12 protein-coding genes and 1 pseudogene are annotated in these 9,938 nt (G+C 50.9%); 1 reads left to right on the top strand and 12 read right to left on the bottom strand.

What is annotated here, in order from left to right; translation table 11 throughout:
- The 11 genes and pseudogenes from J1782_RS00655 to J1782_RS00605 form a co-directional block, all read right to left on the bottom strand.
- Positions 1 to 246 (bottom strand): putative T6SS immunity periplasmic lipoprotein (locus J1782_RS00655; RefSeq protein ID WP_217151998.1); only part of this gene is annotated, 246 nt, incomplete at its 3' end.
- Positions 247 to 248: 2 nt separating this feature from the next.
- Positions 249 to 818: a type IV secretion protein Rhs gene (locus J1782_RS00650; RefSeq protein ID WP_217151996.1), complete on the bottom strand. Its 570-nt coding sequence runs from the start codon at positions 816 to 818 to the stop codon at positions 249 to 251.
- Positions 819 to 1,423: 605 nt separating this feature from the next.
- Positions 1,424 to 2,101 (bottom strand): DUF1989 domain-containing protein, encoded by a 678-nt coding sequence (locus J1782_RS00645; protein WP_208952208.1) that lies wholly within the window; start codon positions 2,099 to 2,101, stop codon positions 1,424 to 1,426.
- A gap of 16 nt (positions 2,102 to 2,117) precedes the next feature.
- On the bottom strand, positions 2,118 to 2,783 hold the full coding sequence (locus J1782_RS00640) for an amino acid ABC transporter permease (RefSeq protein ID WP_152327176.1): 666 nt from the start codon (positions 2,781 to 2,783) through the stop codon (positions 2,118 to 2,120).
- Positions 2,783 to 3,436: an amino acid ABC transporter permease gene (locus tag J1782_RS00635; RefSeq protein ID WP_152327177.1), complete on the bottom strand. Its 654-nt coding sequence runs from the start codon at positions 3,434 to 3,436 to the stop codon at positions 2,783 to 2,785. Before J1782_RS00635 ends, J1782_RS00640 begins: the two co-directional genes overlap by 1 nt.
- 3 nt (positions 3,437 to 3,439) lie before the next feature.
- Positions 3,440 to 4,087 carry an urea carboxylase-associated family protein gene (locus tag J1782_RS00630; RefSeq protein WP_195823243.1) on the bottom strand — a complete coding sequence of 216 codons (648 nt, stop codon included), beginning with the start codon at positions 4,085 to 4,087 and terminating at the stop codon, positions 3,440 to 3,442.
- Entirely contained in the window at positions 4,071 to 4,700 is a 630-nt protein-coding gene (locus J1782_RS00625) for a DUF1989 domain-containing protein (protein WP_165057660.1), read from the bottom strand. Before J1782_RS00625 ends, J1782_RS00630 begins: the two co-directional genes overlap by 17 nt.
- A 3-nt stretch (positions 4,701 to 4,703) precedes the next feature.
- Positions 4,704 to 5,540, bottom strand: coding sequence for a transporter substrate-binding domain-containing protein (locus J1782_RS00620; RefSeq protein ID WP_217151994.1), 837 nt, complete (start codon positions 5,538 to 5,540; stop codon positions 4,704 to 4,706).
- A 251-nt stretch (positions 5,541 to 5,791) separates the two neighbouring features.
- The gene (locus tag J1782_RS00615; protein WP_165057656.1) at positions 5,792 to 6,643 is read right to left on the bottom strand and encodes a MurR/RpiR family transcriptional regulator; all 852 of its coding nucleotides are present in this window, start codon (positions 6,641 to 6,643) and stop codon (positions 5,792 to 5,794) included.
- A 271-nt stretch (positions 6,644 to 6,914) separates the two neighbouring features.
- Entirely contained in the window at positions 6,915 to 7,553 is a 639-nt protein-coding gene (locus J1782_RS00610) for an NAD(P)H-dependent oxidoreductase (RefSeq protein ID WP_152327206.1), read from the bottom strand.
- Between the two features lie 235 nt (positions 7,554 to 7,788).
- Positions 7,789 to 8,052, bottom strand: a pseudogene (locus J1782_RS00605) (pyridoxal-phosphate dependent enzyme); the annotation flags it as partial.
- Between the two features lie 472 nt (positions 8,053 to 8,524).
- Here J1782_RS00605 and J1782_RS00600 point away from each other — a divergent pair.
- The gene (locus tag J1782_RS00600; RefSeq protein ID WP_152327182.1) at positions 8,525 to 9,139 is read left to right on the top strand and encodes a LuxR C-terminal-related transcriptional regulator; all 615 of its coding nucleotides are present in this window, start codon (positions 8,525 to 8,527) and stop codon (positions 9,137 to 9,139) included.
- 28 nt (positions 9,140 to 9,167) lie between these two features.
- On the opposite strand, the gene J1782_RS00595 is transcribed toward J1782_RS00600, so the two are convergent.
- Entirely contained in the window at positions 9,168 to 9,752 is a 585-nt protein-coding gene (locus tag J1782_RS00595) for a LuxR C-terminal-related transcriptional regulator (RefSeq protein ID WP_165057654.1), read from the bottom strand.
- Positions 9,753 to 9,938 lie beyond the last annotated feature (186 nt).

The following is a 9,938-nucleotide window of genomic DNA, read 5'->3' as shown; positions in this document are numbered from 1 at the left end:
ATCTTGCGGGATACATTTTCTTGCGTCTAATTTTTGATGGCGAATATCGAAGCTCGAAGGTTTTATTATTTTATTGTTTTGTATTTTTATAACGTTATAAATAAATCCCGCCCCTATATCTGGCGCGTAAATACATATTTCATTGTCTTGGACTTTAACTTTTGGATGATGTATATAGTCAGGTTCAACCTTGTCGCCTAAACATCCGGTTAGTAGCGCAAGACATGATAAAAAAGTTATCCTCATTGCTAATCCCCCGCCGGGAAATGCGAAAGAACGCTTTCGTATGACTGGACTATCTCTTCAAATTTGAGATTATCGTACCTGAATCTATAGTTATTGGCTGCAAGTTCGCTCCATTGATGCAGGCCGTAAGTAATTAAAATATAGTAGTCAGCCACAATTGAAGCTTGTTGTTCCATTGAGTAATTACTAAGAATCTGACCAAATAAATCATAGTGATAATTAGCTGCCCAGCTTAGCAATCCGTTTAACCGAACAGACATGCCATGCTGATATTGCCAAACGTGACACATTTCATGTATGAAGGTGTGTTGCGCTGCAATCAGTGTATCAAACGCAGAACCCGTAATGGAGTAATCAGCAGAGTAATGTTCATACCTGAAGTGAATTTCCCCGTTTGGCGACATTGCATATCGTGGAGATTGTAGTCCAAAGAGAAAGTAGCTTTCATCGTGAACCCATACTTTATAGTAATCAATATATTCACCATAAATTGTTTTGCATATATCGATTTCACCCCTTGTCAGGTGTCTTACTTCTCCTTCATTAATATCATAATACTCAGCAGACGACATACATAACCCCTGACTTTGCAATTCATTCACCCATAGGGATAAACGATGTTCAATGCCCGCTAATATACTCCCGTGGCCTGCTTGGGTATAATGCAAAGAATCTATACGTCATGGATGATGTATAGATTTGAAAAATTATTTGTTCTTCTTAATTATGTGAGTATATATAAGGGGCTGCGCAGTGTCTGAATACAATTTTATTTGAGAGGAGTCAGCTCCCCTGAATCTTTATTTAATGGATTTGCAAATAAATCTTCCTCTCCCCCTGTGCAGGGGGAGTAAATATAGATTAATCAAATTGTATTCCAAAAAAATAACTGGCAAAAATCTCAAGCACTCCCTCCGAATTACATAGCCACTCGCCGCTTTCAAAAATCACGCTGAAAGGAGGGGGGGAAAACCGCGACTCTTTTCGCGCGGTTTGAAACCCGGGTGAAGGGACCGCGCAGCGGCAGGATTTTGCGGCAATAGCAGAAATTGCTGAAACATGGTCAGCGAGCGGTAGCGCGCAGTTAAAAGCGAGGGTGTCCAGAGGGCGCGCGCTAACGCGCCCTTTGGGTCAGTTTGGGCGGCAACTCAGATTGTTGCCCTTAACGTTTGATGCCTCAGACCCCCTCCGGTACCCACGCTCCCTGCAATTTCACCTGCGGGAATCCCGCTGTCAGAATTCGCAGTTCGGCGTCACGCGGCGTGTTATCGCCTTGCCCCTGAATGCTGACGATATCCTGCGGGCAGGCGGAGAAGGCGACATAGCAATCCATTTCGGCGCGAAGAATGATGTAATCGCCCGGACGCGTGACGACCGGCAGGGTTTTCAGCGTGCGGCCATCGGGCTGAACCTGAATATTCATGAAGATGTTAAACGACGCCAGATTGCCGTGCGGCAAATGTACGCCCAGCTCCGCCATGCCTTCGAACAGGTTGTCGTGGCAGTTGCGGTGCGGTTCGGTGCAGCCGAGCAGTTCATAACGGCGCGCGTCGCAGGCGGCCATAAACGTGTCGTGGACGCCCGGTGACGTGTCGGCCACCAGCGTGAGAATAGGGTGGCGCTGGCTGGTGATAAAGCTGTCGCCGACCTGCGGATTCAGCCGCTGATTCCATACCCGCGTGGCTTCCATACACATATATTCGCCGACATCCGCCGCGTTATACGCCCAGCAATCGACCACCTGCGTCCCGTGTAAATTCACCACCTGCACCGCTTCACCCTTTTTCAGATGCACCGCTTTGCCGTGGCGCGCCGGAATAAGCTGGATGTCGCGATGCTCAAGATCAGCTGACATGTTTTTTTTCTCCTGGTTAATGTTGCATGCCGCGACGATAGCGCGTCATGCGAAATTCAATATGGCGCGCCAGCCAGTCAATCAGGCTGTTCAGCACCCAGTAACACAGCGCCACCGTGAGATAAATCTCCAGCGGCGCGTAGGTATCAGAAATCGCCTGTTTGGCGGCGTACATAAATTCCTGTACCGAAACAATCGAAAGCAGCGCCGAATCTTTAATCAGACCGATCATCAGCCCGACCAGCGGCGACAACATCTGCGGCAGCGTCTGGGGTAAAACCACATCGCGCAACTGCTCGGTGCGGCTTAGCCCCAGAACGCGGCAGGCTTCCCACTGGCCGCGCGGCAACGCCTCAACCGCGGAGCGGATCACCTGAGCGATATACGGCGCGTAATACAATGTCAGCGCCAGTACGCCGACCTGCGGCGAAGTGAATGTGATGTCATATTCCGGCAACACGAAATAGAGCAGATAGATGACAATCAGCAGCGGTAACGCCAGCGTCAGGCTGGTGTAAATACGCAGGATCCGCTGCCAGAACGGCGGGGCGCGCATTAACGCGGTCGCCATCAGCGTGCCCCAAAACAATGAACAAAATGCCGCGATGGCGCAAAGTTTGAGGGTGGCCGCCATGCCGTCGCCCAGCGACGGCAGTGAGCTGAGAATCGCCTGCCAGTCCATTACGCAACCCTCCGTTTCGCTTCCAGATGGCGCACTGCGCTGATCAGCGGCAGCGCAATCAGCAGATATCCCGCGGATACCAGCAGTAAAACTTGTGTCGCGTCATAGGTTCGCGCAATCACAATTTGCCCGGCGTAGGTCAGTTCAGTGAGCGCGACTACCGACGCCAGCGGGGTGGTTTTGAGCAAAATGGTGAACTCGTTGACCAGCATCGGCAGGCTGGCGCGCAGGATTTGCGGGTTAATCACAAACCACCACGTCAGCCACCGGCTCAGCCCCAGCGTGCGGGCGGCTTCGCGCTGGCCTTTAGTGACCAGACTCTGGTTCACACGCAGGATCTCCGCGACGTAAGCGCCGCTGTTCATCCCGATCGCCAGCACGGCGGCGAGCATCGGATGCCCGCCAAGCCCCAGCCGCGGCAGGGTAAAAAACACCACAAAAAGCTGCACTATGGCGGGCGTGCCGCGCATCAGGCTGACATACAGCCGTCCGAACGCGCGCCACGGCCATGCACGGCGAAGCTGGAGAAAACAGACAATCTGCCCCAGAACGATACTGAGCAGTGCCGCGAGAACGGTCAGGATCACCGTCATCAGCAGGCCATGCCCTAACTCGGGAAGTGCGGCGATGACCTGTTCACTCAGCCCCAACATGCGTTACTCCCCGCCGAATGCGGACAGATTTTCCGCTACCGAAAGCCGCAGCGGCGCCGGTTTGTCATTGCCTTCGATGCCGGTACAGCAGGCCGACGCGATAAACAGCGTGTCCGCCACCACGCGGCAGGTGATGCTGTCGCCCGGCTGCGTGCGGTTGGTTTCCGGCAGAATTTCGCCTTCACGCGTCAGGCGGACGTGCATAAACAGATTGATCGGATCCGGCAGTTTCGGCACGTCCATGTTCAGCCGCGCAAGTTCGCCCTGTACGGCTTCAATGCAGCCTTCACCTTCATAACCCTGTTGTGCCAGCCATGCGCGGGTCGATCCCGGCAGCAGCAGATCGTGGCGCTTCACGCTGTCTTTCCCCAGCACCATCACCGGACGGCGACGGTTGTTCACCAGCCGCATCCCTGAACCGAGCAGATAGCTGTTGCTGAATACGCGGGTATGATGCACGGAAAGCCACACAGCAGGATCGGTCAGGCTGAAACCAAACAGCGACGCCACGGCGCCTTCGCCCAGCGCGGTGATGCGCAGCAACTGACCCCGCAGCACGCGAATGGAACCCGCTTCTCCGGCTTTAATTTCGACAGGCGCGGCGAGCGGACGCACGTCGCTTTCGGCCCAGGCCTCACGCATTAACAGCATGCTGACTCTCCCCGTGGTAATGATTGCTGACCTGAATATCAATCGGCGTGACCTGCAAACCGTTGCCGGGAATGATGTCCTGCGGGCAGGAAGACACGGCGCAAATCAGGTCGCACAACGCTTCAAACACAATGCAGTCGCCCGCTTTACTGGTCGGATCGGTGACTTCCATCCGGCCATCGGCGGTCACCGGCCCGTTCTGGAACAGATTGAACGGCTCCGGCAGGCTGAAATACGTTACACCGTGCGCCTTCATACCTTCGAGCAGGTTATCGACGCAGTTGCGGTGGCCTTCCACGCCGAAATCGACGCTAAACCGCGTGCGGTCGCAGGCCGGAACATTGGCATCGTGAATGCCAATGGTGTCAGCCACAATGCGCAGCATCGGGCGGTTTTCACTCGACCACAACGCGTCGCCGGGTTTGAAGAACAGCGAGCGCAAATGCTGGCGCGTATGCACCGGCGAAAGCTTCTCGCTGAGATCGTCCGCATTGACCGCCACAAAGTCGGCGGCCTGTTGCCCTCCGGTGTCTATGACGGTAATAAACTGGCCTTTTTTCACCTCAAAGGTTTTGCCGTGACCGGCAGGCACCGTCAGTGTTGATTGGCACATAACTTACTCCTGAGGGATGAAATCGCTGGCGGGCACGGTAAACGTGGTACCGAGATACTGTTTTTGCAGTGCCGAAAGCTCGCCATCTTTTTGCATCGCCAGAATGTGATCGCTGATGGCCTTGTTCAGGCTGACATCGTCTTTACGCGTGGCCCACGCCATCCACTGCGACGGCCCGGCCTCGCCGACCTGCACGACTTTATTCGGGTACTTTTTGACAATTGGCGCGAGTACCGAGATATCGTCATAAACGAAATCGGCACGTTTGGTCATCAGCGTGCTGACGGTCTGATCGAGCGTATCAACGCTGATAATCGTGATGGGTTTTTTGCCTTCTTTGGTCAGCGTTTCGTTAAAGCCTTTCAGCAACTGCTCCGGCACGCTGGCGCTTTTTACCGCGCCGCTCAGCCCGGAGAGATCGTCAGGCGTCAGCTTTTTGCTGCTGAATTTTTTCGCTTCGCTTTCACGCACCAGCACACCGTTGACGGTTTTGCTGTAAGGCGTGGTGAACAGCACTTTTTTGGCGCGCTCGGCGGTCACATTCAGGGAAGAACCTTCGGCATTGAATGACCCTGAAATCAGGCCGGGCAAAATGCCGCTAAATGCCGTTTTCTGAAACTCCAGTTTCACGCCGAGGTCTTTGGCGAACGATTCCATGATCGCCACGCTGTAACCGGTGATTTCGCCTTTATTGTTGGTGAATTCATAAGGCGGGAATGTCGGGTCGATGCCAACGGTGATTTTTCCGCTGCTTTTAATGTCTGACAAAGTATCAGCCTTAGCGGCTGTTGCTGCGCCGAGCGTGAGCAAAGTGGCGATCAGCAGTGCTGTTTTTTTCATTATGGTGTTTCCCTGGTGTTGGTGAAATGTCATTCCTACCAGAGCAGATTCCGTGCCAGTTTTCCGATCGATGAAACGGTAATCTCAGAAGGGAACCCCTTTTTCTCAGTGAATCAATGAGAAACAAGTGTTTCTTTGGTTGTTTAATTAATTTCTCTGGTTTCATATCAATTGAAAAAAAAGCGACGTCCGTAAACGCCGTTGCACTGATTTGGTGAGAAACTACACAACGCGTGCGCCGTAACAGCGCATTATTCCAGCTCGTCGAGACTCTGGTGCAGGGTTTCGATAGAGGCCAGATGGTAGCTACCGGTTTTCCCCATACTGCGGGCGACCAGTGAGCAAAGCAGATTACAGACGCCGGAAAGGGCGACGGTGCTGTCAAAAATCAGGTTCACATCGGTGTGGCAGCGCAATACCCAGTTGGCATGTTTCGCCGGTTTACCTGCCAGCACATCGGAGATATACAGCATCGGCACATGCATTTCGTGCAGGGCGTTCATGGCCGTTTCCAGTGCGGGCATACGCCGGCGCAGACCCACGCAAATCACGATATCCTGCGGACCCAGCATGGCCAGATGTTCCGCCAGAGAATCCCCGGCGCGCGGCAGCAGCTGGACATCGGGATGAATATGGACGAGATCGCGGTAAATCAGCATGGCGATGGTCTGACTGTGGCGCCAGCCCATCACCACAACGCGCCGCGCACGGGCAATCGTCTTCACGCAGGCTTCCAGTTGCTCCGTTTCCAGCGAACGGAACGTATTCACCAGACTGGAGACTTCTTTTTCCAGATGATTTTGTATCAATGTATCAAGGGGAGAAGCACTGGGCACAGCCTGAAGATACAACGGGGAGCCGCTGTTTTGCATTTCACGCGCCTGACGGCGGGCGGCATCATAACTTTCATAGCCGATATGGCGGAAAAACCGCGTCGCAGTGGCTTTGGAAACCCCCGCGCTCTGCGCCAGTTCTGTTGCCGTATTCATGGCTAACTGCCCAGGCGCTGCCAGCAAGACATCGGCCAGACGCTGTTCGTGCAAAGAGAGCTGATCCCAATGCTGGCGGATACGGCCTTCTAACGATGCCGTTTTTGCGTTCATGGATGATCCCCGGAAATAAAAATCTGATCCTGCACAGAACGTGCCGGGTTGTCATCAGGTAAATGAAAGGGGGATGTGGGTCAACGCCGGGCTGGCTTTTTAGCAGGATCGAGAAAATCCCGGTTTTCATGTGCGGTGAACGCTCAGCGGCGGGTGCCGAAACCGACCAAAGAGGGCTATGACGAGCCCTCTTTGGGATCTCCGCGTCTTTTTACAACAGGTTTTGCCGTTAAAGGCGGTTTGGGGCGCCCCCCAAAATTCTGACTAAAACTTACTTAATTTCAGTCACAAAATTCTCACGACTTCTGCGTACCTTTTTGAGGTTCACCAGCCAGTCGCCTTCATGCGCGCGGTAACCGATTGGCAGGATGATCACGCTGCGCAGGTTTTTCTCTTTCAGGCCGAGGATTTCATCGACGGCGGCCGGGTCAAAACCTTCCATCGGGGTTGCGTCCACTTCTTCGAAAGCGGCGGCGATTAACGCTGCGCCCAGACCGATATAAGCCTGACGGGCAGCGGCCTGATAGTTAGCTTCGGTTCCGCGTTCCGCGACAATTCCCAGCAGCATTTTGCGATAGTTTTCCCAGCCTTCATTGACGAAACCGCGCACATCGTTGGTCAGGTCGAACATCATATTTACGCGTTCTTCGGTGATGTCATCCCAGGCGGCGAATACCAGCAGGTGAGAGCTGTCCGTTACCTGCGCCTGATTCCATGCAACGGCGCGAATTTTTTCGCGAACTTCCGGGTTGGTGACGACAAACAGCTCAAACGGTTGCAGGCCGCTTGAGGTAGGCGCAAGGCGGACGGCCTCGATGATGCGTTCAAGCTTGTCAGCCGGTACGCTTTTGGTTGGGTCGAATTTTTTAGTGGCGTAGCGCCATGCCAGTCTGTCGTTTAAGGTCGTCATCATTTATTCCTGAAGGATAAGTTTGGAACCGTGGGCTTAATCGCCCGTGAAGTCATTTCCCCAAATACTTGCTGATATTCGCATTATCCGGTCCTTCGTGTTTTATGGATTTGAGCCCTGCCATAAATTCACACAAGTTGCCGCCAGTAACGCCGTTGGATCAAGGCTTTGGGATAAATGAACTGACGAAACAGCGTCCAGCGCGGGGGGCACTTCGGTGCAGGTAAGCACCGGTTTATTCCAGCAACTGCCGGTAACCAAACAAACCCGCCGAGCCGCCGGTGTGGATGAACACGATATTGTGGTCGGCGCAATAGTGGCCTTTGCGGATTAAATCGATAAGACCGGCCATGCCTTTGCCCGAATAAACCGGATCCAGCAAAATCCCTTCGAGCCGTGCCAGTAAACGCAGGGCTTCCAGCGTACCCGCGGTCGGCAGGCCATAGCCTTCGCCCACGTAATCATTGTTTACCTGAACGGTTTCACGCGGGAATTCACCGCGCGTTTCAAACATTTCGTGCTGAAAACACCCCCTGATCCACAACTCAGATATTTCGCCGCATAAACTAGAAAATTCTTAGAATATTTGCGGCAGAAAACGCTTTGCGGTTGTTTGTGATCAATTTTGGATGAAATGTGTGGATTTATTGATCGGAAGTGAAAGCGGGAAAGTAATGTCAATCAGACAAAATTTTAAAAGCACGCAAAGATCATAAAGAATAAGACACTGCTTTATCGGGGTTATTACAGTGAATTGTTTCATTTGGTTCGTAATTGATAATCAATTAATGATGAGTTGTAATGGATTCATGGATTTTTATGATATGACCGTAAAAATCCTAACGTGACGCTTGAAATTCTCAAAATATCGACAGGAAAAATATCCCGAATTAAGATTGCGATGCATCAGGGGGCTAAGAATTTCCCCCTGAAAGGGAGATAAACGGAAAGTATTACCAACGGAATGATTAATGAAACAAACAGTGATAATTCACTCAGGTTATTATGAGCGGCTGGCAATTTCGGCAGTGCTGAATCAGCTTGATTTAAAAACACATGCTTTCAGTTCACTGGTTGAATTTTACAATTCAGGAATAGGGACGGGGATCGACAGTATTATTCTGGAGGTTCAGGATACTTCGGATGATTTCAATGCAGTCATGAAGTTTATCCGGAGAATGAATTTCCTCTATATTCCTCCTCGGGTCATTGTCGTCACTAAGATTGAGCAGAATGATAAACTGGCGCAACTTTCTGATGAAAACATTGATATGCTTATATCAGAGCAGGAGGAGATCTCCGTACTCAGAAAAATGCTTATTACCGGTGCCTCTGACCTGAATTATCAGCGGGCACTGAGCCCTTATTTTCAGCAAAAGAGAGCGACATCCGCGCAGTCTTCACAAAAGTTTTTGACGGCCACAGAATGGGAAGTTCTGATGGCAATTAAAACCATGAAGACTAATGCCAATGTTGCGCAGAAATTAGGACGGAGCTGTAAGACGATTAGTACGCATAAGCGGAATGCGATGAAGAAACTGGGGCTGAAAAACTCGATTGAGTTGTACAAGTACCTGATGCAATAACCTGGCTTATGTGAAGCCAGGCTGCGGGTCAGAGGGAGTGATTAAGCACCCGGTTGAGGTAGCTGAAGAGTTCTTTAGTATTCTTCAGCTTAAGCTTTTTCATGGCGCTGTATTTATAGTAGTAAAGATTCGACATGGGAATCGACGTGATTTTCTCGATGTTTTTCATAGTCGGATCTTTTGCTAAGCACCGGAGCAAAATCGCTTCGTTTTTCGAGAGAAGATAATCCTCTACAAAAGGGCGTATCGCGTCGTACTTCCCGGTCAGCAGGCTGTCAAAGAAGAAATAACTCTTCGAGAAGGCATGCGCTTTGCATAAATGAAAATCGGCCAGGCGACTGTTTACAATCATATTATCGCTCAGAATAACAAACTTGCTGCTGACCAGACTCATAGACTTCAGATGATAAATAAACTTATCGATATTAAACTCAAAACTCACTTCACCTGGTTCAATTATATAGATGTCGTAGTTCTCATTGCTTTTGTCAAGCGCTTCCTCAGCACTGATTTGATTGAAAGTTATGCCTTTAGGTATATGGGTTAAAGTGAATAAATGCTTTAGCCCGTTATACGTGAATGTGCATGAGTCAATAAGTGCAATGCGCATCATTAATTCATTCCTTTAAATGAACCCGTTCTCCGTAAAGAAATCGCATATGTCCGATAGTTTTCCTCTGTTATTACCATCCAATATGCCTGTGATCATAATATATATTATGGTTCCTATCGTCAACGTAACTCAAAGTTATTAATTTCTTGTAATGTAATTAAATATTCTCAGATATTTCTTATAACC

Origin of the sequence: Rahnella sp. BCC 1045, from assembly GCF_019049615.1 — a bacterium.
In the GTDB taxonomy this organism is placed as follows: Bacteria; Pseudomonadota; Gammaproteobacteria; order Enterobacterales; family Enterobacteriaceae; genus Rahnella; species Rahnella contaminans.
This window is presented reverse-complemented; position numbering and strand designations above follow the sequence as displayed.

Coding starts and splice junctions, on each gene's coding strand:
- J1782_RS00650 (WP_217151996.1), bottom strand. CDS start 818: ATGTCGTCTGCTGAGTATTATGATATTAATGAAGGAGAAGTAAGACAC.
- J1782_RS00645 (WP_208952208.1), bottom strand. CDS start 2,101: ATGTCAGCTGATCTTGAGCATCGCGACATCCAGCTTATTCCGGCGCGC.
- J1782_RS00640 (WP_152327176.1), bottom strand. CDS start 2,783: ATGGACTGGCAGGCGATTCTCAGCTCACTGCCGTCGCTGGGCGACGGC.
- J1782_RS00635 (WP_152327177.1), bottom strand. CDS start 3,436: ATGTTGGGGCTGAGTGAACAGGTCATCGCCGCACTTCCCGAGTTAGGG.
- J1782_RS00630 (WP_195823243.1), bottom strand. CDS start 4,087: ATGCTGTTAATGCGTGAGGCCTGGGCCGAAAGCGACGTGCGTCCGCTC.
- J1782_RS00625 (WP_165057660.1), bottom strand. CDS start 4,700: ATGTGCCAATCAACACTGACGGTGCCTGCCGGTCACGGCAAAACCTTT.
- J1782_RS00620 (WP_217151994.1), bottom strand. CDS start 5,540: ATGAAAAAAACAGCACTGCTGATCGCCACTTTGCTCACGCTCGGCGCA.
- J1782_RS00615 (WP_165057656.1), bottom strand. CDS start 6,643: ATGAACGCAAAAACGGCATCGTTAGAAGGCCGTATCCGCCAGCATTGG.
- J1782_RS00610 (WP_152327206.1), bottom strand. CDS start 7,553: ATGACGACCTTAAACGACAGACTGGCATGGCGCTACGCCACTAAAAAA.
- J1782_RS00600 (WP_152327182.1), top strand. CDS start 8,525: ATGAAACAAACAGTGATAATTCACTCAGGTTATTATGAGCGGCTGGCA.
- J1782_RS00595 (WP_165057654.1), bottom strand. CDS start 9,752: ATGATGCGCATTGCACTTATTGACTCATGCACATTCACGTATAACGGG.